General features: G+C 70.4%; 27 protein-coding genes and 1 tRNA gene. 16 read left to right on the top strand and 12 right to left on the bottom strand.

From position 1 onward, the window contains the following. The first annotated feature begins 249 nt into the window (after positions 1-249). The 4 genes from ABZ562_RS35965 (at position 250) to ABZ562_RS35950 (ending at position 5,481) form a co-directional block, all read left to right on the top strand. Positions 250-1,812 (top strand): MFS transporter, encoded by a 1,563-nt coding sequence (locus tag ABZ562_RS35965; protein ID WP_361488133.1) that lies wholly within the window; start codon positions 250-252, stop codon positions 1,810-1,812. Positions 1,813-1,897: 85 nt separating this feature from the next. Then, positions 1,898-2,917 carry a zinc-binding dehydrogenase gene (locus ABZ562_RS35960; RefSeq protein WP_361488131.1) on the top strand — a complete coding sequence of 340 codons (1,020 nt, stop codon included), beginning with the start codon at positions 1,898-1,900 and terminating at the stop codon, positions 2,915-2,917. Between the two features lie 531 nt (positions 2,918-3,448). Continuing rightward, the gene (locus tag ABZ562_RS35955; RefSeq protein WP_361488129.1) at positions 3,449-4,225 is read left to right on the top strand and encodes an LLM class F420-dependent oxidoreductase; all 777 of its coding nucleotides are present in this window, start codon (positions 3,449-3,451) and stop codon (positions 4,223-4,225) included. After that, positions 4,222-5,481 (top strand): MFS transporter, encoded by a 1,260-nt coding sequence (locus ABZ562_RS35950; protein ID WP_361488126.1) that lies wholly within the window; start codon positions 4,222-4,224, stop codon positions 5,479-5,481. Before ABZ562_RS35955 ends, ABZ562_RS35950 begins: the two co-directional genes overlap by 4 nt. Here the strand turns inward: ABZ562_RS35950 and ABZ562_RS35945 are convergent. From ABZ562_RS35945 to ABZ562_RS35920, 6 genes are all read right to left on the bottom strand, one after another. Beyond that, entirely contained in the window at positions 5,463-6,515 is a 1,053-nt protein-coding gene (locus tag ABZ562_RS35945) for an ABC transporter substrate-binding protein (RefSeq protein WP_361488124.1), read from the bottom strand. The genes ABZ562_RS35950 and ABZ562_RS35945 overlap by 19 nt on opposite strands. A 43-nt stretch (positions 6,516-6,558) precedes the next feature. Then, positions 6,559-7,122: an ABC transporter permease subunit gene (locus ABZ562_RS35940; RefSeq protein WP_361488195.1), complete on the bottom strand. Its 564-nt coding sequence runs from the start codon at positions 7,120-7,122 to the stop codon at positions 6,559-6,561. Positions 7,123-7,501: 379 nt separating this feature from the next. Beyond that, the gene (locus ABZ562_RS35935) at positions 7,502-8,389 is read right to left on the bottom strand and encodes a DNA-binding response regulator (protein ID WP_361488122.1); all 888 of its coding nucleotides are present in this window, start codon (positions 8,387-8,389) and stop codon (positions 7,502-7,504) included. 106 nt (positions 8,390-8,495) lie between these two features. Continuing rightward, complete coding sequence (locus ABZ562_RS35930; protein ID WP_361488119.1) at positions 8,496-9,302, bottom strand: hypothetical protein; 807 nt, start codon at positions 9,300-9,302, stop codon at positions 8,496-8,498. 362 nt (positions 9,303-9,664) lie between these two features. Further along, complete coding sequence (locus ABZ562_RS35925; RefSeq protein WP_361488117.1) at positions 9,665-10,057, bottom strand: hypothetical protein; 393 nt, start codon at positions 10,055-10,057, stop codon at positions 9,665-9,667. A gap of 49 nt (positions 10,058-10,106) precedes the next feature. Further along, positions 10,107-10,508: an ATP-binding protein gene (locus tag ABZ562_RS35920; protein ID WP_361488115.1), complete on the bottom strand. Its 402-nt coding sequence runs from the start codon at positions 10,506-10,508 to the stop codon at positions 10,107-10,109. Between the two features lie 157 nt (positions 10,509-10,665). Between ABZ562_RS35920 and ABZ562_RS35915 the strand changes: the two genes are divergently transcribed. After that, complete coding sequence (locus ABZ562_RS35915) at positions 10,666-11,550, top strand: DUF5753 domain-containing protein (RefSeq protein WP_361488113.1); 885 nt, start codon at positions 10,666-10,668, stop codon at positions 11,548-11,550. 17 nt (positions 11,551-11,567) lie between these two features. Further along, positions 11,568-11,792: a DUF397 domain-containing protein gene (locus ABZ562_RS35910; protein ID WP_361488111.1), complete on the top strand. Its 225-nt coding sequence runs from the start codon at positions 11,568-11,570 to the stop codon at positions 11,790-11,792. A 95-nt stretch (positions 11,793-11,887) separates the two neighbouring features. On the opposite strand, the gene ABZ562_RS35905 is transcribed toward ABZ562_RS35910, so the two are convergent. Further along, entirely contained in the window at positions 11,888-12,481 is a 594-nt protein-coding gene (locus tag ABZ562_RS35905; RefSeq protein ID WP_361488108.1) for a lytic polysaccharide monooxygenase auxiliary activity family 9 protein, read from the bottom strand. A 158-nt stretch (positions 12,482-12,639) separates the two neighbouring features. Here ABZ562_RS35905 and ABZ562_RS35900 point away from each other — a divergent pair. Continuing rightward, positions 12,640-12,713, top strand: a tRNA-Lys gene (locus ABZ562_RS35900). 114 nt (positions 12,714-12,827) lie between these two features. Here the strand turns inward: ABZ562_RS35900 and ABZ562_RS35895 are convergent. The 4 genes from ABZ562_RS35895 to ABZ562_RS35880 form a co-directional block, all read right to left on the bottom strand. Beyond that, positions 12,828-13,388 (bottom strand): GNAT family protein, encoded by a 561-nt coding sequence (locus ABZ562_RS35895; protein WP_361488193.1) that lies wholly within the window; start codon positions 13,386-13,388, stop codon positions 12,828-12,830. A 153-nt stretch (positions 13,389-13,541) separates the two neighbouring features. Then, positions 13,542-14,135, bottom strand: a complete 594-nt coding sequence (locus ABZ562_RS35890; protein ID WP_361488105.1) for a choice-of-anchor C family protein — start codon at positions 14,133-14,135, stop codon at positions 13,542-13,544. A 192-nt stretch (positions 14,136-14,327) separates the two neighbouring features. After that, positions 14,328-14,543 (bottom strand): 4-oxalocrotonate tautomerase family protein, encoded by a 216-nt coding sequence (locus ABZ562_RS35885; protein ID WP_361488104.1) that lies wholly within the window; start codon positions 14,541-14,543, stop codon positions 14,328-14,330. Positions 14,544-14,586: 43 nt separating this feature from the next. Continuing rightward, positions 14,587-15,336 carry an SDR family oxidoreductase gene (locus ABZ562_RS35880; RefSeq protein ID WP_361488101.1) on the bottom strand — a complete coding sequence of 250 codons (750 nt, stop codon included), beginning with the start codon at positions 15,334-15,336 and terminating at the stop codon, positions 14,587-14,589. A gap of 188 nt (positions 15,337-15,524) precedes the next feature. Between ABZ562_RS35880 and ABZ562_RS35875 the strand changes: the two genes are divergently transcribed. The 4 genes from ABZ562_RS35875 (at position 15,525) to ABZ562_RS35860 (ending at position 18,808) form a co-directional block, all read left to right on the top strand. Then, complete coding sequence (locus ABZ562_RS35875; protein WP_361488098.1) at positions 15,525-16,403, top strand: helix-turn-helix transcriptional regulator; 879 nt, start codon at positions 15,525-15,527, stop codon at positions 16,401-16,403. Beyond that, positions 16,379-17,080: a hypothetical protein gene (locus tag ABZ562_RS35870; protein WP_361488095.1), complete on the top strand. Its 702-nt coding sequence runs from the start codon at positions 16,379-16,381 to the stop codon at positions 17,078-17,080. Before ABZ562_RS35875 ends, ABZ562_RS35870 begins: the two co-directional genes overlap by 25 nt. Positions 17,081-17,119: 39 nt before the next feature. Beyond that, positions 17,120-17,914, top strand: coding sequence for an alpha/beta hydrolase (locus ABZ562_RS35865; protein WP_361488092.1), 795 nt, complete (start codon positions 17,120-17,122; stop codon positions 17,912-17,914). A 102-nt stretch (positions 17,915-18,016) separates the two neighbouring features. Beyond that, entirely contained in the window at positions 18,017-18,808 is a 792-nt protein-coding gene (locus ABZ562_RS35860) for a DUF6461 domain-containing protein (protein ID WP_361488089.1), read from the top strand. 44 nt (positions 18,809-18,852) lie between these two features. On the opposite strand, the gene ABZ562_RS35855 is transcribed toward ABZ562_RS35860, so the two are convergent. Next, positions 18,853-19,290, bottom strand: a complete 438-nt coding sequence (locus ABZ562_RS35855; protein ID WP_361488087.1) for an ATP-binding protein — start codon at positions 19,288-19,290, stop codon at positions 18,853-18,855. 115 nt (positions 19,291-19,405) lie between these two features. Here ABZ562_RS35855 and ABZ562_RS35850 point away from each other — a divergent pair, with 115 nt between their 5' ends. The 5 genes from ABZ562_RS35850 (at position 19,406) to ABZ562_RS35830 (ending at position 25,445) form a co-directional block, all read left to right on the top strand. Next, positions 19,406-20,236 carry a helix-turn-helix transcriptional regulator gene (locus ABZ562_RS35850; protein ID WP_361488085.1) on the top strand — a complete coding sequence of 277 codons (831 nt, stop codon included), beginning with the start codon at positions 19,406-19,408 and terminating at the stop codon, positions 20,234-20,236. Continuing rightward, positions 20,233-20,568: a DUF397 domain-containing protein gene (locus tag ABZ562_RS35845; protein ID WP_361488083.1), complete on the top strand. Its 336-nt coding sequence runs from the start codon at positions 20,233-20,235 to the stop codon at positions 20,566-20,568. Before ABZ562_RS35850 ends, ABZ562_RS35845 begins: the two co-directional genes overlap by 4 nt. A gap of 74 nt (positions 20,569-20,642) precedes the next feature. Then, positions 20,643-21,323 (top strand): FadR/GntR family transcriptional regulator, encoded by a 681-nt coding sequence (locus ABZ562_RS35840; RefSeq protein WP_361488080.1) that lies wholly within the window; start codon positions 20,643-20,645, stop codon positions 21,321-21,323. Between the two features lie 339 nt (positions 21,324-21,662). Next, positions 21,663-23,477: a cellulose synthase catalytic subunit gene (locus ABZ562_RS35835; RefSeq protein ID WP_361488077.1), complete on the top strand. Its 1,815-nt coding sequence runs from the start codon at positions 21,663-21,665 to the stop codon at positions 23,475-23,477. A 3-nt stretch (positions 23,478-23,480) separates the two neighbouring features. Next, positions 23,481-25,445 (top strand): kelch motif-containing protein, encoded by a 1,965-nt coding sequence (locus ABZ562_RS35830; RefSeq protein ID WP_361488076.1) that lies wholly within the window; start codon positions 23,481-23,483, stop codon positions 25,443-25,445. Positions 25,446-25,449 lie beyond the last annotated feature (4 nt).

Below are 25,449 nucleotides of genomic sequence, written 5' to 3'. Positions count from 1 at the left end.
AACGAGCCATCTGCCGAAACGGCAAGGAACATCATGGCTCAACGGACCCTCAGCCGGGTAAATACCATCGCTCTCCCGCGCGGGAAGACCCCCCGACGGGGTCAAGGGGCTGCGCCCCGGCTCGGCAGATTGGTAACTTCCTCTTGAGCCAGCAAGCCCTGAGCCAGCAAGCCTTGAGCCAGCAAGCCGTCCCTTGCCGTACGAGCGCGGACCCCCCACCTTCAGTGGTCCCCGAAAGGCGCCGCCCCCATGGCTGCACAGAACACCGCGATCACCGACACGGCACCGGCGGGCGCCCCGCGGTCGCCCACCGGCCGTCAATGGCTCGCCCTCGCGGTGCTGGTCTTCTCCCAACTCGCGGTATGGCTCGACAACACCGTTCTCAACGTCGCCCTCAAGACACTGGCCGATCCGGACGAGGGGCTCGGCGCCAGCCCCAACCAGCTGCAGTGGAGCATCAGCTCCTACACGCTGGTCTTCGCGGTCCTCCTCTTCACCGGCGGGGTGCTCGCCGACCGCTACGGTCACCGCAATCTGCTGCTCACCGGCATGCTCGTCTTCGGCGGGGCCTCCGCCTGGGCCGCCTACGCGGGCTCGGCCACCGAACTCATCGTCGCCCGCGGCGCCATGGGCATCGGCAGCGCCCTGATCATGCCCGCCACCCTCGCGCTGATCGCCCAGGTCTTCGACGAACGGCACCGCGCGACCGCCATCGCCATCTGGTCCGGCTCCAGCGGTATCGCCATCGCCACCGGGCCGATGCTCAGCGGGGCGCTGCTCGACCACTTCTGGTGGGGGTCGGTCTTCCTCGTCAACGTGCCGATCGTCGTGCTGTGCGTGGCCGGTTCGCTGCTCTTCCTGCCCGGGGCGGCCGCCAAGGTGCGGCAGAAGTTCGACCCGCTGGGCGTGGTGCTCTCCACCGTCGGGCTGTTCGCCATCGTCTGGGCCGTCATCGAGGGCGGCCACCGCAACGACTGGAACGATCCGGCCATTCTCGGCGCGTTCGCCGTCGGCGCGGTCCTCGTCCTGGTGTTCGTCCTGGTCGAACTGCGGGTCGACAACCCCAGCTTCGACGTCCGGCTCTTCCGCAACAGCCGGTTCACGGGCGCGAGCGTGGCCGTCATGCTGACCTTCTTCGGCCTCAACGGCTCGATGTACTACACCAGCTTCTATCTCCAGGGCGTCCACCGGCAGACCCCGCTGGAGTGCGGGCTGTCCATCGCCCCCGTCGCGATCGGCGTGCTGCTGGGCGCGCCGCTCTCGGCGAAGCTGGTCCGGGCGTACGGGGTGCGCCGCGTCGTCGCCGTCGCCATGGTCATCGCCACGGCCGGCTTCTTCGCGTACGTCTTCCTCGACGAGCACAGCGGGCTGGGCCTGTTCTGGGTCTTCCTCATCCTCCAGGGGCTCGGCATGGGCGCCGCCGTCGCCCCCACCACCGAGGCCATCATGGCCGTCCTGCCCGCCGACCGCACCGGCGCCGGCTCCGCCGTCAACAACGCGATGCGGCAGATCGGCGGCGTCCTCGGGGTCGCCGTCCTCGGCTCCATCCTGGCCGGTGTCTACCGCGGCGAGATCACCCCCAAGCTGGACGGCCTCCCGCCGGGCGCCGCCGACGCCGCCGAGGAGTCCCCCGAGGCGACCCGGCTGATCGCCGGGCGGCTGAGCATGCCGCGGCTGTCCGACTTCGCCGACCAGGGGTTCGTCCACGCCATGCACATCGCCGCCGTGGTCGGGGCGATCGTCGCGGCGGCGGGCGCGGTCATCATCTGGTGGACCTTCCGGCGGGCCGCGTACGCCGAGGGCACCGGCTGATCACCCCCGTGATCCTTTCCTTGCCTCCCCGGGGGTACGGGCATAGCCTCCCGGCACAACGTCCGTATTCCGGAGGGCTGTTCCCATGCGTACAGCGGTCATCACCGCCGCAGGCGAGGTCGAGTTACGACGCATACCCGTGCCCGACGTCGGGGACTCGGAAGTGCTGGTGCGCATCGCGGCATGCGGTATCTGCACCATGGAGGCCAACCTGTACGCCGGGCGCATGACCGTCTACCCGGCCGCCGCCGGACACGAGATCTCCGGGTGGGTCGAACAGGTCGGCGCCACCGCCGCCGGCCTGGAGGACATGCCCGCCGTCGGCTCCCTCGTCACCCTCGACGGCCTCCCCCGCTGCGGCGCCTGCCGCGCCTGCCGCCGCGGCCAGTCCGCCATCTGCGTCGCCCTCCAGGGCCGGGTGCGCGAGGCGGACGGCGCGATCGCCATGGGCGCCGGGCTCGCCGACCACATCGTGCTCCCCGCCTCCCGGGTCTGGTCCGTCGGCGACACCGACCCCGCGGTCGCCGCCATGGGCGAACCCCTCGCCTGCGTCGTCCACTCCCTGCGCCGCGGCGGCTTCCGCGCCGGTGACCGGGTGACCGTCATCGGCGCCGGCTACATGGGCCATCTGCACCTTGCCGTGGCCCGCGAACTGGGGGCGCGCGGGGTCGCGGTGGTGGAGCGCGACGAGGAGCGGCGCACGGCGGTCGCGGCGGCGGGCGCCGACGCGGCCGTACGCCCCGAGGACGTCGCCCGACTCCCCGCCGCCGACGTCGTGTTCGTCACCATCGCCAGTGCCGAGTGCATCGCCGCCGCGCTCGCCGCCGTGGCGGACGGCGGCACGATCGTCCTCTTCGGCGGCGCCCCGGACGGCCCGCCCGCCGACCTGCCGGGCTACGAGGTCCACCGCCGCCAGCTGACCGTGACGGGCTCCTTCAGCCACGAACCGGACGACTGGCGCACGGCCGCCGAACTCCTCCGCGGCGGCTCGCTCTCGCCCCGCCTGGAGCGCCTGGTGACGGCGCGGTACGGCTTGGACGAGGTGGAGAAGGCTCTGCAGCAGGCCGCGGAAACCCCGGTCTACCGCGTGGTCGTCACCCCGTAGACCCGCGAACGCCCACGGGCCACGGCCGCCCGTACGCCACGCGACCACTTGGGTCACGGTGGCCCGCGGACCACGGTGACCTTCACGCCCCCGGACCACGGCCACCCGACCCCCTCGGCGACCCCGCGGACCACGGCAACCCACACGCCACGGTGGCCCGCAGGCCACGCCACACACCGCCCACCCACCACGCGCCGCGACACCGGACATGCGGCCCCGCCCGGAAGGAGGGCGGCCCCACCCAACGACGGCAGACCCGGCCCCGGCAGGGGCACGACCCGCCCACCCGACGAAGACGGACCCGATCCCCGGCAAGGGGGCACCGCCGCCTCGCCCGGCAAGGGCGGGCCCCGGCCCCGGCTGGGGGCACCGCCCACCCACCCCACTGGGGGAGCCCCCGGCCGCCGGCGGACCGGGGGCCGGGGCGCAGCCCGCCTGCGCCCCGCAGCGCGCTGCGGGGGGGGCCAGGGGCGGAGCCCTTGGGTCGGGAAGGGCGGGGTGGGGAACAAACGACCACCGAAAGGACCACCGTTGCGCATCGGCGTACAGCTCCACCCCCAGCACACCGGCATCCAGGAACTCCGCGACGCCTGGCGGCAGGCCGACGCGCTCGGCGTCGACTCGCTGTGGACCTGGGACCACTTCCTCCCCCACACCGGCGACCCCGACGGCACCCACTACGAGTGCTGGTCGCTGCTGTCCGCGATGGCGGTCGAGACCCGGCACGCCACCATCGGCCCCCTCGTCACCTGCACCGCCTTCCGCAACCCGCACCTCCTCGCCGACATGGCCCGCACCGTGGACCAGCTCAGCGGCGGGCGGCTGGTGCTGGGGCTGGGGGCGGGGTGGTTCGAGGCCGAGCACACCGCGTACGGCATACCGTTCCCCGGACCGGCCGGGCGCATGGACGCGTTCGCCGCCTCCATCACCGCCGTCAAGGAGCGGCTGGCCCAGCTCAACCCCGGCCCCGCCGGACCGCTTCCGCTGCTCATCGGGGGCGCCGGGCGGCGGCGCACCCTGGAGCTGGTGGCCCGCGAAGCGGACTGGTGGAACTGGTACGGCTGGGCCGCCACCGACCCGGTCGCCGAGTTCCGGGAGCTGAACCGGGCCCTGGACGAGTGGTGCGAGCGGGTCGGCCGCGACCCCGGGCAGGTGGCCCGTACGGTCATGGTCAACCCGGACCAGCTGCCGCTGGCCGAGGGGCTCGCGGAGGCCGGCGCGGTGCACCTCGTGCTGTCGCTGCCCGCCCCGTACGACCTCAGGGCGGTCGAGAAGCTGCTCGCGCTGCGCGCCGCGCTCACCCCGTGACCAGCAAGCAGCCGCTGGGGCACCGCTTCACCCTGCTCATGGGCGCCCTGCTGGTCTCCACCCTCGGCAACGGCCTGTGCTTCCCGTTCACCGCGATCTACGTCCAGGAGCTGCTGGGCCTCGGCGCCCGGGCCGCAGGCGGGTACTTCGTCGCGATGGCCGTGGCCAGCTTCGCCGCGGCCCTCGTCGGCGGCCCGCTGGCCGACCGGCGCGGGCCGCACCGGGTGGGGATGCTGGGCGCGGCGGCGCTCGCCGCCGGGTACGGGATGCTGGCCCCGGCCGGCGCCACCGCCCTGGTCCTCGCCTCGGGCGCGTGCGTGGGCGTGGGCTTCGGGCTGTTCTACGCGTCGATCGTGGGCATCGTGGACGCGGCGGTCCCGGAGAGCGGCCGCCGTACCGCGTTCTCCGTCCGGCACATCGTCAACAACGTCGGCATCGGGGTGGGTTCGGTGGCCGCCGGGCTCGCGCTGCACGGCGCGCACACCCCGACCGGCACCCTGCGCAGCCTGTACCTGGCCAACGCCCTGGCCGCGCTCCCCCTCGTCGCGGCGATCCGGTACGTACGCCCCCATGGCACCGCACGGCCCGCACAAGCGGAGGAGCGCGCCGAGCGCGCCACCTACCGCGACCTGCTGCGCGCCCGCCCCATGGCGCTGCTCATCCTCGCCCAGGCCCTCTTCGCGATCGTCGGCTTCACCCAGATCGAGGCCACGGTCCCGCTGCTCCTGCACGACGACATGGCCGTCACCCTGGGCTGGGTGAGCACCGTCGTGGCGGCCAACTCCTTCGCCCTGATCGCCCTCCAGCCGCTGATGAGCCGCTGGCTGGAGCGGCTGCCGGAGACGGTGAGCCTGGCCGCGGGGCCGGTGCTGTGGGTGGCGGCGTTCGGCTGCGGCCTCGGGGCGGCGCTGGCCGGGGACGGGGCGGCGCCGGTCCTCCGTCACGGGCTGCTGCTGGCCTTCGCGGTGGTCTTCGCGGCGGGCGAGCTGACGTACTCCTCGGCCTTCTATCCGCTGCTGCTGCGCTGGTCCGGCGAGGCGGCCGTGGGGCGGGCGAGCGCGCTCGCCTCGCTGGCCTGGAACCTGGGCACGGCGACCGGGCCGCCGCTCGGGCTGTTCGTGGTCGCCCACTTCTCGGCGACGGGCGGCTGGACCGCGCTCGCGGCCGGGGCCGGGGTCGCGTGCGCGGTGGCCGCCGCACTGCACCGGCGCGCGGCGGCCGTCTCTCCCGCGAAGAGTCAGGACTTCGGCAGGTAGCCGTTGTCGTACGCGTCCTCCGGGGCGACCGTCTTCTCCAGCAGCCCCTGGTCGTACATGAAGTCGGCCATCCGGGCCCAGGTCTGCGGGTCGTTGACGCCGACCTCGCCCCGCTCGGTCTTCATCATCGGCATCGTGGCCTTGAGGACCGCCATCGCGTTCTTCCGCTGCTTTTCGCCGCGCAGCCCGGGCACGTATTTCTCGCTGAGCTTGATGGTGCCGTCCGGGTCGTCCATCGCGTAGCGCAGCCCGCGCAGCGTGGCGGCGACGAACTTCTTCATGTCGTCGCCGCGCTTGTCCAGCACCTCTTTCTTGGCTCCCAGCCCGACCCCGACCAGCGGATCGCCCTTGTCCCCGGAGTCGAGCGTAATCGCCCGGACCTCTTTACCGGCCTCCTCGAAGGAAATGGCGTCGTTGTTGAGATAGCCCATCACGCCCTCGACCTTGTTTCCTGTCAGGGCCGCCTGCTGGGTAAATCCAATGTTCTGGATCTTGGCCTGCTTCGGGGAAAGTCCGCCCTCCTTGAGAAGGGCGAGCAGACCGAAATAGGTCTCACCGAAGGGCCCCGGAGTGCCGATCTTCCGGCCCTTGAGGTCGGCCGGTTTCCTGATGTCGGAGTCCTTGGGCACGATCAGGCCCACGGGGTACTTCTGGTAGAAGGTCGCGATGTCCACGACCGGCAGATTGTCGGAGGCGCGCGCCTGGAGCATTTCGTCGCCGCCCGCGTAGACGACGTCCTCCTTGCCGGACTTCAGCGCCCCGAAGAGGTCTTCGGCCGCGCCGTGGTGACGTAACGTCACCTTGAGCCCGGCGTCCTTGTAGTAGCCCTTCTCGGCGGCCACATAGAAGGGCGAGAACTGGATGTTCGGGGTGTAGGTCAGCCCGACGGTGATGTCCTTGCCGCCCTTGCCCTCCGCGTCCTTAGGCTCCTCGGCGCATGAGGTCAGGGTGGCCGCGGCCACCACCGACACGAGAGCCGCCCCCAGAACCCGCTGTCCGAGGGCGGTCCTCATGGACTTCTGCACTGAACGCACGTACTTCTCCTCGTGAATCGACTCGTGCATCGAACAGGACCGGTCAGTCACGCTGTGCGAACCGCTCGACCAGCCGGACCACCCCGTACAGACCGGCGGCGAGCAGGGCGAGCATGACGAGTGTGGAGAACAGGCCGACGGTGTCGGCCGCCTGGCGCTGCACCGACAGCAGCTGCCCCAGGCCCTCGCCGCCCATGACGAACTCCCCGACCACGGCGCCGGTGATGGAGAGCGTGAGCCCGTTGCGCACCCCGGCGAGGATGCTGGGCAGGGCGAGCGGAAGCTCGATGTACCAGAGCATGCCCGACCACCCCACACCGTCCACGCGGGCCGCGCCCAGCACCTCGGGGTCCAGGGCGCGCAGCCCCAGCACGGTGTTGACGAGGATGGGGAAGAAGACCAGGAGCGCGCACAGCACGGCGATCGGCAGCAGTCCGTAGCCGAGCCACAGCGCGAGCAGCGGGGCCAGCGCCACCGCGGGCACCGCCTGCGACGCGGCGATATATGGCTGGAGGGCGGCGGCCGCGAGATCGCTGCGGGCGATGAGATAGCCGAGCGGCAATGCCACTCCGATTCCCATACCGCTCCCGGCCAGGGCCTCTCGCACGGTTTCCCAGGTGTAGTCGACGAGCGAATCGTGCAGTAACTCATCGATGAAATGCCGGGCCAAGTCGACCGGCCCCGGAAGGTAGAACTCCGCCACCGCTCCGGTACGGGTCACGATGTCCCAGACGAGAAGCAACGCCAACCCGAATACGAGCGGCGGAAGCACTCCCCGGAACATGACCCCCGTACGACGCCCACCGCGCGCGACCGCCGTGGCCGCCACGCCTCTCCCGTACCCCTCGCCCATCCCCGAATCCCCTTGTATTACCGGCTGTTGCCAGACGCGGCACGCCCGCGTGCAACCTATCCCCAGCGCACACCGGTTCACAATGTCGGTGGGAAGACGAAACAATTCCGGTGCCGGACTTCCCTCCCCGCCCTCAGCGTTCCCCGAGAATGCCCAGCTCGGAGGCGCGCGCCCCGGCCTGGAAGCGAGAGTTGGCGTCCAGCAGTTCCAGGATCCCGGTGACATAGCGGCGGTACGTACGCACGGAAATCGCCAGATCGCGGGCGGCCGCCTCGTCGGTCACCCCGTCCCGCAGCCGTGCCAGCACCCGCCGCACCATCTCCGTACGGGCGCGGTTGCCGAAGTCGAGCGGGCGCGGGGCCGGGGTGGCGCCCGCCCAGATGGAGAGGAACATGCCGTGGAGCGAGCCGACCACCACCTGGTCCTCGATGACCGAGGCGTGCCGCCCGTTCGCCGACTCCGTGCACACCAGCGCGGTCCGGCCGTCGGCGATCACGGCCGTGGGCAGGGGCACCGGGGCGATCCGGACCTGCGCGGGGCGGGGGGCGGGCGCGGGCGCCTCCGCCCCCGCCTCGGGCTCCGGCGCGGATCCGGGGGCGGGCGCCGGTACGGGGACGGGCACGGGCGCGGACCCCGGGATGGGCGTGGGTACGGGCGCGGGCCCCGCCAGTGCGCCGCCACCGCCCGGACCACCGCCCGGTCCGGAACCCGGGGCGCGGCCGCGCAGCACCCGCACTCCCACCGCGTCGTCGTCCAGGTGCAGCAGCAGGGCGGTCAGCGCCGCGTGCGCCGCCGCCATCCGGCCGGGCGACTCCGGGAACACGGCGTCCACCCGCCGCCGGGCCGTGGTGATCACCTGTTCGGCGGCGGCCAGGAACGCCCCGTCGGTCATGCCGACCTGGGTGAACTGCCCCGTTCTCGTTCTGCGGGCCCGATGTTCGACGACGGTGGCCTCGATGAGGGCGCGCACCTCCCGTAACGTCCGCTCCAGAACGTCCCCCGGATCACCGGGTTCCTTCATGTCGTCATTCCCGCCTCGCGACGTGGTCAAGGTCTCGAGTGTCATGAGCTGTGTGGTGATGGGCCATGTGGCTGTGTGGATGTGTGGGCCAGGGATCAAGGCGGTCTCAGTGGTCCGGCAGCAACCCCAGTTCCACCGCCCGCGCCCCCGCCTGGAAGCGGGACCCGGCCCCCAGCTCCCGCATCGTCTCCGCGACATACCGGCGGTAGGTCCGCAGGGACACCTGCATCTCGCGCGCCGCCACCTCATCGGTGTGGCCGGTGCGCAGGCATTCCAGGACGCGCCGCGTGGACGTGGGGCACAGCCGCCCGCCCAGCCGCGGATAGTCCTCGAGCGCCACGGCGTTCCCCCAGGTCCCCGCGAACATCAGCTCCAGGGCCTGCACCGCGGCGGGGTCCTCGACGAGCGACGCCTGCCGCCCGCCGCCCCGCGCCGGGTCCGGCGGTTCGTTCCGTACGTAGACGATCTGGCCGTCGATGAACAGCGCCTCCGGTAACTCACCGTCACAGACGCGGACTTCGCAGCGCGGGTCGGTGTGCGCCAGCGCCCGCACCCGGGCCGCGTCCAGCGCCCGCGGCAGGCACAGCAGCCGCACCGCACGGCGCCCCCGGCCACCCCGGACGGGCCGGGCCAGCGCCGCGCAGACGACCTCCGCCTGCTCCTCGCCGCCCGACAGGACGACACTCACGGTCCGTTCGGCCCCACCCACGAGGGTGTCGACGACCTCGGCGAGCGGCACCTGCCCGAGGGCCTTCCCCGCCCAGGAGTCCTGGGCCAGCTCACGCCGGTGCCGGGTCACCGTGGATTCGATCAGATCGCGGGCGGCCAGCAGGGCCCGCTCGACATAGTCACCGGGCAGGTCGGGGGCCGAGGAGTCCGCCTCATGCTCAGGAGAAGGCTCGGACCTCGTCACAAGACCAACCATGACTTCCCCTGCAGGGCGACAGTTACCCAGGTGTGCGAATACCAGCCTGGCTCTTGGAATTCCCGTGCCTCAATAGCGGAGGCAGCATGGTGCGAAATCACTGATGACAGTAATTCGCGCACAGCGACGACGTCAACGCGGGGCGTGAAGTAAAGAATGGACCAAGTCCGGCGCGTCAGAGTGCGCCACGACGGTCGACCGCTCATCAAGTGACCGGATTTGTCATCAAGTTACGAACCGTCAGCTCGCGAGGCGTTCATCCGGACACGATCAGTCGCGACCGGCAACGCTCTGCCACAAAGGAAAGCAACCGTGTCCGGTTGCTGCCACTGTCCCCGAACGGGCCCGGCTCACTGCGGGCCGAAGCTGATCGGACCGTGGAAGTCACGGCCCTGGATGACCGGGCCCGAGGCGGTCCCGGAGAAGGTGTTGTGCACCGAACCGGACTCCCGCTCGGCGGGCCGTCCGAACTCCCGCAGCCAGGCGGCCAGATCGCGCCCGAACTCCGGGTCCCGTCCGGCCCGTTCGACCAGCAGATCGGCCAGCCGGCGCAGCCTCTCCTCGTCGTCGTACGGAATGGCGACCGGCTCGGGCTCGCCCACGGGTTCGGCGTCACCGCGCCGCCACACCCGGCGGACCAGCGCGCCGAGCGATTCCATGGCCCGCCGCCCCGCCTCGCCCCCGGCGCCCGACACCGCCGAGTTGACCGCCGCGACCAGCGCACCCGCTGTCACCGGATCCATGGGCCCTCCCCCTGCCGCTCCGTCGACTCCACGCTAGCGGCGCCGACGGTCACGGATCCACCGTTTCGGCACGCAGCGTGAACCAGACCGTCTTGCCGTCGTCGTGAAGATCCGTACCCCACTCATCGGCGGTCTTGCTGAGCAGGAACATCCCGCGCCCGCACTCCGAGAGGAAGTCCGGCTCCTTGACCACCGGCAGTGAGGGCTCGGAGTCGGAGACGGCGGCGCGTATCCCGTGCGGGCGGTTCTCGAGCGTCAGTACGCAGTCGGGCGAGGCCGCGTGCTTGTGGACGTTGGACAGCAGCTCGGTGACGCACATCGCCGCGGGCGTGATCAGCTCCTCACGCCCCCACAGACGCAGCCGGGCACCGACGACGCGGCGCACCTCGGCGAGTTCCTGCGGGTGGACACGGAGGCGAAGCTCGTACCGCTGCGGGATGTTGTCTGCCATATGGTCCGGGGCCCCTCCAATGCGCAGCGCACTGCCGCCGTCTCGCAAGAGCGATCCTGGCCCATCGGGAGTGTCACTCGCAATGTTTCGACCCGTTGGCTCAAGACTGGCATATGCCGCCTGGTCGCCCCAGTTGGCGATAGGCCAGACTGACGGCATGTCCTACCAGCCAGTGCCCACCGTACGGCGCAGGCGTCTGGGGTCGACTCTGCGGAAGCTGCGCACCGAAGCGGGGATGACACTGGACGCGGCCGCCGAAGCGCTCAACGCGACCGCGAACGGTTCCCCGGGCGCCCGCCACTGGACCGCACCCAAGCTCTCGCGCATCGAGAACGCCAACGCGACCATCCGCACCACCGAAGTCGAGATCCTGCTGCGGGCGTACGAGGTCACCGACCGCGACATCCGGATCGCGCTGGAGGGGCTGGCCAAGGACGCGGGCAAACGCGGCTGGTGGCAGACGTACCGCGGAGTCGTCGCGCCCGCCTACGCCGACTACATATCGCTGGAGTCGGACGCCGACTCCGTCCGCGACTACGCCCCGCTGGTCATCCCCGGGCTGCTCCAGACGTCCGAATACGCACGCGAGACGATCGCCGCGAACGCCCGGGCACGCAGCGCGGCCGAGGTGAGCGCCCTGGCCGAGGTGCGGCTCGCCCGCCAGGCCGTGCTCACCCGCCCGGACACCCCGCTCAAGCTGTGGGCCGTCATCCACGAGACGGCGCTGCGCCGCCGGTTCGCCGACCGCCCGGCCATCATGGCCGAGCAGCTGCGACGGCTGCTGGACGTCGCGGACTGGCCGACGGTGACGCTCCAGGTGATGCCGATCGACGCGGCGCCCAACCCGGGGGACGCCGGGGCGTTCACACTCGTGGGCTTCCCCGGTCCGATGCCGGATGTGGTCTCCCAGGAGAACCTGCGGGGCCCCACGTACGTCGAAGGAGTCGACGACGTCAACGCTTTCGTCGACGCCTTCGGCCGCATCGCCGACAGCGCGCTGTCACCGGATGCGACGAAGGGCCTCATCGCAGATCTCGTATGAGAAAGAGGGCCCCACACATGAACACCTCATGTACCTCTGCCCCGTTCGCCGGGAACCAGCACCGTCCGCGCTGGCGCAAGTCCTCGTACTCCGTGGGCGAGGGCCAGTGCGTGGAGATCGCCGCCAGCGGCGGACGGCTCCTGATCCGGGAGAGCGACGACCCGGCCGTGGTCCTGACCACGGCCCCGGCGACGCTCGCCGCCTTCCTGCGGGGTGCGAAGGCGGGCACGTTCGACGCGTGACGCAAGCCGATGAACGGCCGCCCGGCCTCATGGCCGGGCGGCCCTGTCCGTAGCGGGGCTGTCCGTAGCGGGGCTGTCCGTAGCGGCGCGGGCCGTCAGAACTGCACGTCCGAGCACGCGTAGAACGCGTTCCCGGTGTCCGCGATGGTCCAGACGGCGAGGATCACATGCCGCCCGGTCATCCCGCTCGGGATCGTCCCCGAGTGCGAGAGCGTGGACGGCGGCCGCTGCCCGTTGTACGGCACGGTCAGGAAGGGCTGGGACTGGAGGCTGGAGCGGGTCACCTTGGTGCTCGGATTCCAGCCGTTCTTGGTGATGTAGTACTTGAAGTCCGTGGTCGCGTGCGAGGCCGTGAACCGCCAGTTGAAGGTGTAGCTCTTCCCGGCGGTCAGCTTGGTCGCCGGCCACGCCCCGCCGCGCGGATCGTCGAGCTGGGCGAACCGGCTGTTGCCGCCCGCGCAGATCGTCCCGTCCGCGGGCCCGCCCGACGGGAACCCCTTGGGCCCTTCCACGCTCTGCGGCTCGTACTGGATCTCGCCACAGTTGGCGACGGTCCCGCTGGCGCACAGCTTCTGCCTGCTGATCGGTGAGTCGGTGTAGCCGTGACTGCTGGCGCTGCCGCCGGTCGCGAGGACGGTGACCGCCGCGAGCCCGATGCCGACGACGGCGGCGCGGATCTTCTTGCGCATGCTTCGCTCCTGAAGACGTGGGGAGTGCTTCTGCGAGCCGTGCGATGCGGTCTAGACCAAGTCGGAGCGTAGTCAGCCCGTCTGGTCATGTCCATACCAAATGCAGCAGGCTGGTTCGGACCACGCTCCGAGGTCCGGTAGAATTCCGTCGTCAGCAGGCGCCGCTAGCTCAGTTGGTTAGAGCAGCTGACTCTTAATCAGCGGGTCCGGGGTTCGAGTCCCTGGCGGCGCACCTGGTTTTACGCCACTGACCTGGGGTTTCCTGGCTCGTCCGGGAAGCCCCAGTCGTGTTTTCGTGACGGCCGCTCCCCCCGCACGACGACGCGGACTCCGGCGCCGCCGACGGTCAGGCCGCCCGCCGGGCCGCCCGCCACTCCGGGGCGAGCACCGACCAGATCTCCATGTCCGCCCGCTTCCCCCGGTGCAGGAAGCTCTCCCGCAGCACGCCGTCCTTCGTCATCCCGAGCCGCCGGGCCACGGCGATGCTGGGCTCGTTCGCCGCCGAGACGTGCCACTCCACGCGGTGGATGCCCCGCGCCTCGACGGCCCAGTCGATGATCACGCGGCAGGCCCTGGTCACCAGCCCCCGGCCCACCGCCGACGGCTCCAGCCAGCAGCCCGCCTCGGCCGCCCCCTGCGCGATGTCCATCGTCCGGAACAGGACCCCGCCGACCAGCTTGTCGTCCGTCCAGATCCCGTAGATCCGGCCGGTGTCCGTCGCGGCCTTCTTCGCGTACGACTCGAGGAACGTCCGGCTCGACGCCAGGTCCGTGACGGCGTCGGCCAGCCCGACGTGCCGTCCGATGAGATCCCGCCCCCGCTCCATGTGGGCCAGGAACTCCTCGGCCTGCCACGGTTCGAGCGGACGCAGCTCCGCGCCGTCGTCCCCCAGGGATATCGCGTACATCATCGCCCTCCACGACCCAGCCCACCCCACGGTGGGACGGATCTTCTCATGGGCGTCAGCGGCGGTACCGGTGATTTTCCGGCGGTGCGAAGCACACGAACGCCCCGGCGCGCACAGGGCGCCGGGGCGTTCGTACAACCGCGGGGTCGGCGATCAGCCGCAGGAGGGGCACGGCTCGCAGTGGCGGACCGACACGTCGTCGATGACCGGACCATAGGCGCCGGACACCGTGCTGGCGAAGGCCAGCGTCGTGGTGGCGCCGGTGGCCACGAAGGACACCTCGTGGGTCACATAGCCCATGTTCGTGGCCGTCTTGCCGGTGACGTCGAAGGTGAAGTCCTGGAAGTTCTGACCGTCGACCAGAACCTTTCCGGTCCTCACGGCCGGACCGCCGGCCGGGTTACCGGCGAGCGAGTACGTCACCGTGTACCTCTTGCCCGGCACCGTGGTGAAGGTCTGGCTCACCGTGCCCGCGTCGCCCCCGTTGAGGTCGACGGACTGGTCCCCCTCGGCCGCCTGCCAGAACCCGGCCCCGATCAGGTCGACGTTCCCCCCGGTGACCTTCCACGGCCCGATGGATCCTCCCGTCCCCACGTTCACGAACGTGCTGGCCGCCACCCGGGGCGTTTCGAAGCTGCCGTCATCGAAATGGCTGGCCGCCGGCGCGGCCAGCGCGGCGCCCGTACCGGCTCCCGTGAGAACACCGGCGATGATGACCGCGGCGACAAAGGTGCGAATGGGTGACATGTTGCCCTCCTGGATGAAAGATGCGCGAGCGTCTGAATTGACCGCCCGGACGAATCTCCCGCATCCCCCGACGGAGACCAAGACCGAGTCACGGGCGCACGGTGGTGCGCGACGGCCCGAACTCCCCGGATGCGCCGCCCAGTTGACGCCCCCGCCCCTGAAGGGTCGCACCCAGTGGGCGCGGGAGGGCGGTCAGCCCTCGGGGGTCTGCTGGAGCTTGGCGAGGGTCAGGACGTTGCCGCCGAAGCCCCAGCCGCCGTCGGTGACCTCCTCGACCAGGACCAGGGTGTTGGCCCGGGCCCGTTCGCCGTAGATCTCGGCGTACAGCTCGGTCGTGCGCGTGATGATCTTCTCCTTCTGCTGCTCGTCGAGGCTTCCGGCGGGGACCTTGAAGTTGGCGAAAGGCATGGTGGTTCTCCTTCTGATGTGAGTCAGGGATAGCCGGCGGCGGTCAGACGATGCCGCCGTTGGCCCGGATGACCTGGCCGTTGACCCAGTGGCCGGCCGGCGAGGCCAGGAAGGCCACCACCTCGGCGATGTCCGCGGGGGTGCCGAGGCGATCCAGGGGTGGCTGCGCGGCCAGGCGGGCGATGGTTTCCTCGTCCTTGCCCTCCATGAACAGGTCGGTGGCGGTGGGGCCGGGCGCGACGGCGTTGACGGTGATGTTCCGGCCGCGCATCTCGCGCGCCAGGATCAGCGTCAGGGCCTCGACCGCGCCCTTGCTCGCGCTGTAGGCGCCGTAGCCGGGGAAGGCCAGGCCCACCACGGACGTGGAGAAGGTGACGACGGCGCCGCCGTCGCGCATCGTCCGGGCGGCCTGCTGGGCGACCACGAAGGTCCCGCGGATGTTGGTGCGGTGGACCGCGTCCAGCTCCGCCAGGTCCAACTCGGCGAGCGGTGCCAGATGCATCCGCCCGGCCGCGTGCACGACGACGTCGACGCCGCCGAACTCGGCCTCGGCCGTGCCGAACAGCGCGGCCACCTGCTGCTCGTCGGCGACGTCCGCCCGCACCGCGACCGCCCGGCCACCCGCCGCGGTGATCTCCTCGACGGCGGCCTCGGCCGCGTCGCGGTTGCCCGCGTAGCCGACGACGACGGCGCATCCGTCGGCGGCCAGCCGGCTCACCGTCGCGCGGCCGATGCCACGTGAGCCTCCGGTGACGATGGCGACGCGGCTCTTCGCGGTGGTTTCGGGTGACATGGGCGCTCCTGAGAAGGCGGATGGGTGCGGCGACGCGCGGATCGTGGCGCCGGGCGTTGACGTCTCCATCGGCAGCACCGGCTCGCGTCTCCAGCCTGGGCCGGTCTTCCCGCGCCAGCCAGGGCTGTCCCCACCCGGGGGTTGCCGTCCCCTGGCTCAGCCCACCGGTACGCGCGACGATGAGCGGTGTGAACCACTCGGAACTCGCCGCATTCCTGAAGTCCCGCCGCGACCGGATCCGCCCGGCCGACGTCGGCCTGCCCACCGGCCCGCGGCGCCGGGTGCCCGGGCTGCGGCGCGAGGAGGTCGCCCAGCTGGCCGGGCTCTCCGCGGACTACTACACGGAGCTGGAACGCGGACGCGGGGCCCAGCCCTCGACCCAGGTGCTGGCCGCCCTCGCCCGGGCGCTGCGGTTGAACGGCGACGCCCGCGACCACTTGTTCCACCTCGCCGACCGCCGCGTTCCCCCCGCCGCCCACGGACCGGCCGCGCACGTCCAGCCGGCCCTGCTCGGCCTGCTGGACCGGCTCACCACCACCCCCGCCCAGGTCATCACCGACCTGCACGAAACCCTCGTCCAGAACCCCCTGGCCGCCGCGCTCGTCGGCCCGGCCCCGGCGGTGCGCGGCCCGGCGGCGAGCCTGGTCCACCGCTGGTTCACCGACCCCGGCGCCCGCGCCATCTACCCGGCCGAGGACCACCCCCACCACTCCCGGGTCTTCGTCGCCGACCTCCAGGCCGTCGCCGCCCGGCGCGGCGGTGACGCCACGGTGACCCGGCTGGTGGCCGATCTACGTCGCCGCAGCGCGGAGTTCGCGGCGCTCTGGGCGACCCACGACGTCGCCCTCCGGCGGACCGACCACAAACGCATCGTCCACCCGGCGCTCGGCGTCATCGAAGTGGACTGCCACAGCCTGTTCAGCGAGGACGGCTGCCAGCGCCTCCTGTGGTTCACCGCCCCACCCGGCACCGAGGGCGCCTCCCAGCTCGAACTCCTCTCCGTCATCGGCACGCAGGACATGGAACCTGCCATCATGCCTGGGTGGAGATCGCCGAACTCGTCCTGAAGTACATAGAGGCGCTGGTCTGGCCCTTGGTGACGGTGGGTCTGGTCTGGGGCTTGCGGAGCCACATCCGCGAGGCGTTTTCGCGGATGATCCGCCTGGAGACGCCGGCGGGAGCGATCGAGTTCGAGGCGCAGGTACGGGACGTACTGACCCGGGCGGAAGAGGCCGCCATCGCCGACGCGCCGATGGGGCCCTACGGCCAAGGGGTGCCTACGCCACGTCCCCAGCCCTGGACGCCGTACCCCGCGCCGGCCGGGGAGCGCGTGGAGGAAGGGCTGGGCCCTTCCGCACGCGAGGAGCCCCCGGCACCGGCACCGGCACAATCACCGCCACAACCCCAGCCACAGGCACCGCCGTCAGGGGCCCCGCAGGGCCCGCCACCCCCACCGCGCGCGGCCGCGTTCGAGGCACCACCGCACTGGCACGAACAGCTCCAGGAAGCCCGGACCATAGCCGACGCGTCCCCCGTCGGAGCCATCATCACGGCGTGGAACGCGCTGCTCACCACGCTGCCGAACGACCTGCCGCCCGACATCGTCGTGGTCGTCAACCGACTGCGCACCCTCCGCAACCGGGCCGTGCACCAAGCCGAGACCGTCACACCGGGCGCGGCCCGGGACTTCATCGAAAGCTGCCTTCACGTCGCCCGGCTGGCCCCTGTCTCTCGGCGCGCATAGCTACGCTCGTCCCTCCACCGACCTACAGGGGAGCAGACTGTGCGCAACGCCGCCGTGACGCCCGAGGGCGACCAGATCCGTTGGGTCGAGCTGCCGGGGCAGGAGCCACCCCGCGTCTACGTGCACGGGCTGGGCGCCACGTCACCCGCCTACTTCACGGCCACCGCGGTCCATCCCCTGCTCGCCGGTCACCGTTCCCTGCTGATCGACCTCCTGGGCCACGGCATCAGCGATCGGCCGACGGGCTTCGACTACACCCTGGAATCACACGCCGACGCGCTCGCCACCGCCCTGACCTGCGCGGGTGTCAGCAACGCGGAGCTGATCGCGCACAGCATGGGCGGCTCGGTGGCCATCGTGCTGGCGGCCCGGCACCCCCATCTGGTCTCCCGGCTGGTACTGGTCGACGCCAACCTCGACCCGATCCCGCGCATGCCCTCCTCCGGCGGCAGCAGCGGCATCGCCGCCTATTCCGAGCAGGAGTTCCTGGCGGACGGCTGGCGAGAGGTCCGCGACCGGGTCGGCCCCCACTGGTGGTCCACGATGCGCCTGGCCGGGCGGGAGGCCCTGCATCGCAGCGCGACCCACCTCACCCGCGGCACCGTTCCGACCATGCGTGAGCTGCTGCTGGACCTGAAGATATCCCGCACCTACCTCCTGCCCGAGGCCGACGGTCCGCTTCCGGGCGCCGACGCCCTTACCGAAGCCGGGGTGTCCGTCGTCGCGATCCCCGACTGCGGGCACAACGTCATGCTGGACAACCCGGAAGCGTTCGCGCGCGCCACGGCCGCGGCACTCACGGATGAAGGCCCGGCTCCTCACGTCGTGAGGTGACGTGCGCCCAGACGGTCTTGGCCGGGCGCCGTCGGCCTGGTGTGTCGGTGGCGCCTTCTAGGCTCGGCACGAACACACAGGTTGCGGTCTGGGGAGGGCGTCATGGGTGACGGTATTCAGTGGCTGAGGGGCGGGAACACGGGCACGGCCTGGATGGTGGATGTGATCTTCGCGCACGGGATCGACCCGGAGGAGTTGGCGTTACGGATGGGTGCTCGGCGCGGGGCAGTGACCGAGCCGATCACAGACGCCGAGGTGCTCGACTTGGACCTGGACTTCTACCGGCCACCCACGCGCGGTGACGCGATAGCCCGGGTCGGCGAGCACGCGGGATGGTCGTTCGCCATCGAATACGGCGACCCCACCGGGCTTCACCGCTTGGCGGAGGTCTCCCGCGACGGCGTGGAAGCCGTCCACTACTCGCACAACCCGGAACACCCGCCCACCATCGTCTTCTACGCTCGCGACGGCCAGGAGGTCTGCGGCTTCGGCTTGAGCGAGGAGCGCATCCGATGGGGCAAGGAGCCCGACCTGCTGCTGCCCGATCTCGTCGCCGCCGGCATCCTCAATCCCGACGGGGACACCTACTCCGCGGACTCGGACGATGACGAGGACGAGGACGAGTCCGTGGATTACGTCGCCCGTGACCGCCGGGCTCTGGCGGTCGTCGAGGAACGCTTCAGCCTCTCCCTGCCGCGGACCGTCTTCACCGAGGACCGCCTTCCCGCGTACGTAACCAACAGTGCCCCGGCTCCCGCCTTCGAGGCCATCCATGACTGGGCCGCCACCAACGGTCACCCGCTCCCCGACGCCCGCCTCGGCCTGATCCCCGCCACCCTGCGACGGGCTTACGAGCACGCCACCGATCCCCGCCGGCACAAGCGGCGGCGGTAGGGCGTAGGCCGTCCGCGCGAAGCCCGTCGGAGTAGCCCGCCCCGTCACCTCGGGGCTGTCAGTACGTGCGCCCAGACGGTCTTGCCCGGGCCCCGGCGTTCCTTGACGCCCCAGCGGTCGGCCAGTGCCTCGACCAGGAGCAGGCCACGGCCCTGTTCGTCGTCGGAGGTGGGGGCCTTGGGGGCGGGCGGACGGTCGTGGGTGTCCGACACCTCGATCTCCAGACGGCCCGTCTCGTGGTCGTAGCGCAGGAGCAGTGCGAAGTCCCGCCCCGGGACGCGGCCGTGGAGGGCGGCGTTGGCCGCCAGCTCGGCGACGACGAGGACGGTGGCGTCATGACCGCCGGTGCCGGGGGTGAGCCCCCAGTCGGTGAGCTGGTGTACAGCCAGCAGCCGGGCGAGCCGGGCCCCTCGTCGGGTGGCGGAGAATCGCTGTGCGAACGTACGTACGGTGACGGGGACTTGGCCCTGTGGTGCGGTCATGGGCGGAAGCGTTGCGGTGCGGGCGGGGCTCCGGCCAGGTATGACACCCACCCAGTTTCCGCTGTACCAGTTGACTGGCTGGACTGGGGTGGTCACCGCGCGTGACGATAGGCATATGGGAGCAGACAACAGCGAACCCGAAGTCTCGGACAGCCTCAAGACCTTTGGCGCCGTTTTGAAGGCGCTGCGGGAAGAGGGCAGCCTCACGCAGGAGCAGTTCGCCCCGAGGGTCCGGTACTCAGTGACGTACGTCGCCAAGATGGAGCAGGGCAGGCGCTTCCCCCCGAAGGAGCTCGTCCCACGGACGGAGGAGGTGTTGGGCGCCCCCGCCGCCCGGATCCTGGGTGCGGCGTATCGCAGCCTGACGCGGAAGGTGGGACTCGCGTCATGGGTCCAGCATTGGGCGGCGCTCGAGGAGGAGGCCGTATCCCTCCTCGCGTACGACTGCGCGGTTGTGCCGGGTTTGCTTCAGCCCGAGCCGTACATCCGCGCGGTCTTCGACCGCTACATCCCACACACTCCTGCGGAGGAGTGCGAGCAACAGGTGATCGCGCGCCTGGCAAGGCAACGGCTCTTCGACGATCTGCCCAACACCTCGTTCTGCTTCGTGATCGAACAAGCCTTGCTGGACAGGGGCTTCGGGGGTACTGAGGTCACCAAGGCCCTCCTCGACCACCTGCTTGAGCAGCAAGCCCGCCGGAACGTCGAAATCCAGATCATGCCGCTACGGCAGGAGGACCACTCCGGCGCAGAAGGATCGATGCGCCTCGCCGAGACGGCGGACCACCGATGGATCGGCTATATCGAAACGCACGACACCAGCGTGCTGATCACCGACCCGAAAGCGGTCAGTGCGATGCTCCAGCGCTATGGCAAACTGCGCTCACAGGCTCTGAGCCCTCAGGCCACAACGAGCCTGCTGGAGCAGATGCGAGGAGCGCTATGAGCGGCAGCACCGAACTCGACTGGTTCAAGAGCAGCTACAGCAGCGGCGGGGGTGGCGAGTGCGTCGAGGTCGCCATGAGCCCTCACGCCGTGCACGTCCGCGACTCCAAGGACACCCAGCTCGGCCAGCTAGCCGTCTCACCGCAGGCGTGGTCGGCATTCACGACCGAACTCGACTGGCTCAAAAGCAGCTACAGCGGAAGCGGGGGCGGCAACTGCGTCGAGGTGGCCATACGCCCGGACACCGTCCACGTCCGCGACTCCAAGGACCCCGACACCGCCCAGCTGGCCATCCCCCGCGCCGCCTGGGCCGCATTCACCGCGCAGCTCTGAGGGAACACCCGGCGCCGCTGCCGCTAAGCTGACCGAAATCGGAGGTGGCGGTGGCGGCGCAGGCGCGGGGTGGGATGGCGGGCGACATCCAGGAGCGCATCAAACGGCTCATCATCGACCAACGGCTCCCCTCCGGGGCCCCGCTGCCCACCGAGACGGACCTCATGCACTTGCTCGGAGTCAGCCGTAACTCCGTGCGCGAGGCGCTGAAGGCGCTCCAGGCCATGGGCATCGTGGAGATCCGGCACGGCTTCGGGACGTACGTGGGGCCCATGTCGATGGCGCCCATGATCGAAGGGCTGATCTTCCGCACCGTCGCCGGTCACTACCGGGGCGAGGACAGCCTGCTGCAGTTGCTGGAGCTGCGGGAGGCCGTGGAGACGGGGCTGATCGCCCGGCTGGCCGGGCGGATACCGGCGGACGACCTCACGGCGCTGGACGCCATCGTGCGGCGCATGGAGGCGGAGGCGGCCGAGGGGGCCGTGCACGTGGAGACGGATCGCGCGTTTCACGCCGCGCTGTACGGGAGCCTGGACAATACGCTGCTCAGCGAGGTGCTGGAGGCGTTCTGGGACGCGTTCCACCGGGTGCGTACGGACCTGGTCGACGTACCGACCGATCCCCATGTGACCCTGGCCCAGCACCGGCGGATTCTGGAGTCCGTGCGCTCCGGCGACGCCCTACGCGCCGAAGAGGCGATTCGCGACCACTTCTGCAACATTCGCAAGAGGCTGCGTTCACCGCATCACGAATAAGCCGTTTTCGCGACCGATTCGCGACGACCCCTCATGGCGCGCCTTGTCTGAATAAGGGTGCGTTTCGCCTTGTGGTCACGCAGGCGCCCTCGGGACCCTGATCTGGGTGCACCCCACACCAACATGCCTCGTGAAACAGGGTGTTGGGATGCGCCGGGGGGTTACCGGACGCAAGAGGTCCGGCACACTGTGCTCGCAATCCGAAGGCGACCATTCCGTATTCGATTCCGTTCGACGGAGTGATCGCCTCCACTATCGTGCCCGTACGGCCGTGGGGGGCCGTGCCGGCAAGTGATACGTGACGACACGCAGCCAGCCCGCGCGCGGGGGGAATGACTCATGACGTCGACGCCGACAGGCGCCCGGCAGCACTCGTACGACTCGTCCACCACGACCCGCTTACGCATCCCGCGGCAGCATCCGACCGCGCCGAAGAGCCGGCGGCGGCCGCTGCCGAAGTACGACTACGAGCACCACAGCAGGCTCGCGGGCCCGCTGAGCCAGCCCGACCCGGCAACCGCCTACCGCGTGCGGTACCGCAGCCTGCTGGCGGACGAGCCGCACCGCATCCGCGCCGCGCTGCTGCTGGGGGCGGCGCCGCTGGTGTCGCTGGGGCTGCTGGTGTGGCTGGTCCAGCCCGCGCACTGGACCGACCGCACCGGCGCCGGCCCCGCCATGGCGGTACTGGACATCGTCATGCTGGTCTCGATCGGGCTGATCGAGCTGTTCCGCACGATGAACGTCGCGTCCAACGCGCACGCGACACTGGTGGCCCGCGATCCGGTCCCCGTCGTGCCCGAGACCGGCACCAAGGTCGCGTTCATCACCACGTTCGTGCCCGGCAAGGAGCCGATCGAGATGGTGGCGAAGACGCTTCGGGCGGCGGTCAGGGTACGGCACCGGGGGGAGCTGGACGTCTGGTTGCTGGACGAGGGGGACGACCTTGAGGTGCGGGAGATCTGTGCGCGCCTGGGCGTGCGCCACTTCACCCGGAAGGGCGTCGAGCGGTGGAACCAGGCCACGGGCCCGTACCGGGCGAAGACCAAGCACGGCAACTACAACGCCTGGCTGGACGCCCACGGCGACGACTACGACTTCTTCGCCTCGGTCGATACCGATCACGTCCCGCTGCCGAACTATCTGGAACGGATGCTCGGCTACTTCCGCGATCCGGACATCGCCTTCGTCGTCGGCCCGCAGGTGTACGGGAACTACGACGCGGCGGTCACCAAGGCCGCCGAGAGCCAGCAGTTCCTGTTCCACGCGCTGATCCAGCGCGCCGGGAACGCGTACCGCGCGCCGATGTTCGTCGGCACCAACAACGCGGTGCGGATCAGCGCCATCAAGAGCGTCGGCGGGCTGTACGACTCGATCACCGAGGACATGGCCACCGGCTTCGAGCTGCACCGGCACCGCAACCCTTCCACCGGGCGGAAGTGGGGTTCGGTCTACACCCCGGACGTGCTCGCCGTGGGCGAGGGGCCGAACGCCTGGACGGACTTCTTCACCCAGCAGCTGCGCTGGTCGCGCGGCACCTACGAGACGATCCTCAAGCAGTTCTGGAAGGCGCCGTTCTCGCTGCCGGTGGGGAAGCTCTTCAACTACACCCTGATGGTGATCTTCTATCCGATGTCGGCACTGAACTGGATCCTCGCCGGGATCAGCTGCGCGCTGTTCCTCGGGTTCGGGGCGTCCGGCATCCAGATCGATCCGGCCATTTGGATGATGCTGTACGGCAATGCCTCCGCGCTGCAGATCGGGCTCTACGTCTGGAACCGGCGGCACAACGTTTCCCCGCATGAGCCGGAAGGGTCGGGCGGCGTGGCCGGAATGGCGATGTCCGCGATGTCCGCGCCGATTTACGCGCGCTCCCTGATGGATGCCGTACTGCGCCGGAAGAGCCGCTTCGTCGTCACCCCCAAGGGCGACTCGTCGAGTCCCGACACCCTCTTCGGTACGTTCCGGATCCATCTTTTCTTCCTGGTGGTCTTCGGCGGGTCGCTCGCCTCTTCCTTCTACTTCGGCCACAGTCATCCAGCGATGACCGTTTGGGCATCACTCGCCCTGGCTATCACAGCCGCCCCGATCATCGCCTGGCGGTGGACCGTCCGCCAGGAGAAACGGACAACGCAGCCCGCTCTTGGGGGACGATAAGACGTGAAGTACCGACCGAGTCGCCGCACCCGCCGCTTCGGGATCGGTGCGGCGGCCGTGACCGTGCTGGCCGGAATGAACGGACCGGCGCTCTACCGATTCAGCTCCGCGCAGTATCACGATTACCAGATCAACCAACCGGAGTACAAGGCCGAGAACGGCCACTGGGACGTCGTGAACGTCCCGAAGGCTTATCGGATCAATACGATCCACGCCGCCCTGTTGCACACCGGAAAGGTGCTGCTGGTCGCCGGTTCCGGGAACAACGCCAAGAACTTCGACGCCAAGTCCTTCCGCACCGTGCTGTGGGACCCCGAGAAGAACACCTACCGGAACATCCCCACGCCCCAGGACCTCTTCTGCTCCGGGCACACCCAGCTACCGGACGGAAAGCTGCTGGTGGCGGGCGGTACACAGCGGTACGAGAAGCTCAAGGGCGATGTCGAGAAGGCGGGCGGGCTGATGTTCGTCCACAACGAGGACCCGGACAAGCCGAAGACCTTCCCGCCCGGAACCCGCTTCACGGGCAAGGAGAACGGAAAGACCTTCGAGTCCAAGGACCCGGTCCTCGTCCCGCGCGCGAAGAAGAAGACGAACGCCAAGACCGGGAAGGTCACCGTCACCGCCAGCACGGCGCGCGTCTACGTCGAGGCGCGCCGCAAGGGGAAGAAGTACCAGACCGGGACCGAGGACAATTACCGGATCGCCGGGCTGAAGGGCAAGGACCGGCAGAACTTCTACGGCATCGCGCAGAAGCTGTCGTTCGACAAGAAGGACTTCCAGGGCATCAGACAGGCCTACGAATTCGACCCGGAGTCGGAGCGGTACATCACCGTGGACCCCATGAACGAGGCCCGCTGGTATCCGACCTTGACGACCCTGAAGGACGGGCGGGTGCTGGCCGTGTCCGGGCTCGATGAAATCGGCCAGGTCGTGCCGGGCAAGAACGAGATCTACAACCCGAAGACGCAGAAGTGGAAGCGCATGAAGAAGCAGCGCTTCTTCCCCACCTACCCCGCGCTCTTCCTCACCGAGAAGGGCCGGATCTTCTACACCGGTTCGAATGCCGGATATGGTCCGGACGACAAGGGCCGCACCCCGGGGATCTGGAATCTGAAGAGCAACAAGTTCACGGTGGTGCCGGGCATCAGCGACCCGAAGGTGCTGGAGACGTCGATGTCGGTCATGCTGCCGCCGGCGCAGGACCAGCGGTTCATGGTGCTGGGCGGCGGCGGGGTCGGCGAGTCCACCGCATCCACCGCCGGGACCCGGATCGTCGACCTGAAGGACGATCAGCCGCGGTTCAAGGACGGACCGGATCTGTACGAGAAGGTGCGCTATCCGAGCAGCGTCATCCTGCCCGACGACACGATCCTGACCACCAATGGCTCCGGCGACTACCGGGGGCGCGGCGACAGCAATGTGCTGAAGGCCGAGCTGTACGACCCGAAGACCAACCACACGCGCGGCGTCGCCGATCCGCTGGTCGGGCGCAACTACCACTCGGGTGCGCTGCTGCTGCCGGACGGGCGGGTCATGACCTTCGGCTCCGACTCGCTGTTCAGCGACAAGGCGAACACCAGGCCGGGTGAGTTCCAGCAGCAGATCGACCTCTACACGCCGCCGTATCTGTACCGGGCCTCCCGGCCGGAGCTGGTCGGCGAGGGCGGGCCGAGGACGGTCAAGCTGGGCGCGACGGCCACGTACAAGACCGCGCAGGCCTCGGCGGTCAAGAAGATGCGGCTGATCCGGCCCAGCTCCTTCACTCATGTGACCAATGTCGAGCAGCGGTCGATCGCACTCGACTTCAAGCGGACGAAGAACGGCATCACGGTGACCCTGCCGAAGGACCCGTCGCTGGTGCCGCCGGGCTACTACATGCTGAACGCGGTCGACGGCCGGGGCACGCCGTCGAAGGCGGTGTGGGTGAAGGTGCCCGCGGCGCCCAAGGCCGCCTCCCGGCGCTGATCAG

Source organism: Streptomyces sp. NPDC019937, assembly GCF_040631655.1.
GTDB lineage: Bacteria > Actinomycetota > Actinomycetes > Streptomycetales > Streptomycetaceae > Streptomyces.
The sequence above is the reverse complement of the archived record's forward strand: the minus strand, read 5'-3'. Positions and strand labels throughout refer to the sequence as shown.

Coding starts and splice junctions, on each gene's coding strand:
- ABZ562_RS35965 (WP_361488133.1), top strand. CDS start 250: ATGGCTGCACAGAACACCGCGATCACCGACACGGCACCGGCGGGCGCC.
- ABZ562_RS35960 (WP_361488131.1), top strand. CDS start 1,898: ATGCGTACAGCGGTCATCACCGCCGCAGGCGAGGTCGAGTTACGACGC.
- ABZ562_RS35935 (WP_361488122.1), bottom strand. CDS start 8,389: ATGAAGGAACCCGGTGATCCGGGGGACGTTCTGGAGCGGACGTTACGG.
- ABZ562_RS35925 (WP_361488117.1), bottom strand. CDS start 10,057: ATGGATCCGGTGACAGCGGGTGCGCTGGTCGCGGCGGTCAACTCGGCG.
- ABZ562_RS35920 (WP_361488115.1), bottom strand. CDS start 10,508: ATGGCAGACAACATCCCGCAGCGGTACGAGCTTCGCCTCCGTGTCCAC.
- ABZ562_RS35915 (WP_361488113.1), top strand. CDS start 10,666: ATGTCCTACCAGCCAGTGCCCACCGTACGGCGCAGGCGTCTGGGGTCG.
- ABZ562_RS35910 (WP_361488111.1), top strand. CDS start 11,568: ATGAACACCTCATGTACCTCTGCCCCGTTCGCCGGGAACCAGCACCGT.
- ABZ562_RS35905 (WP_361488108.1), bottom strand. CDS start 12,481: ATGCGCAAGAAGATCCGCGCCGCCGTCGTCGGCATCGGGCTCGCGGCG.
- ABZ562_RS35895 (WP_361488193.1), bottom strand. CDS start 13,388: ATGTACGCGATATCCCTGGGGGACGACGGCGCGGAGCTGCGTCCGCTC.
- ABZ562_RS35890 (WP_361488105.1), bottom strand. CDS start 14,135: ATGTCACCCATTCGCACCTTTGTCGCCGCGGTCATCATCGCCGGTGTT.
- ABZ562_RS35885 (WP_361488104.1), bottom strand. CDS start 14,543: ATGCCTTTCGCCAACTTCAAGGTCCCCGCCGGAAGCCTCGACGAGCAG.
- ABZ562_RS35880 (WP_361488101.1), bottom strand. CDS start 15,336: ATGTCACCCGAAACCACCGCGAAGAGCCGCGTCGCCATCGTCACCGGA.
- ABZ562_RS35860 (WP_361488089.1), top strand. CDS start 18,017: ATGGGTGACGGTATTCAGTGGCTGAGGGGCGGGAACACGGGCACGGCC.
- ABZ562_RS35855 (WP_361488087.1), bottom strand. CDS start 19,290: ATGACCGCACCACAGGGCCAAGTCCCCGTCACCGTACGTACGTTCGCA.
- ABZ562_RS35850 (WP_361488085.1), top strand. CDS start 19,406: ATGGGAGCAGACAACAGCGAACCCGAAGTCTCGGACAGCCTCAAGACC.
- ABZ562_RS35845 (WP_361488083.1), top strand. CDS start 20,233: ATGAGCGGCAGCACCGAACTCGACTGGTTCAAGAGCAGCTACAGCAGC.
- ABZ562_RS35840 (WP_361488080.1), top strand. CDS start 20,643: ATGGCGGGCGACATCCAGGAGCGCATCAAACGGCTCATCATCGACCAA.
- ABZ562_RS35835 (WP_361488077.1), top strand. CDS start 21,663: ATGACGTCGACGCCGACAGGCGCCCGGCAGCACTCGTACGACTCGTCC.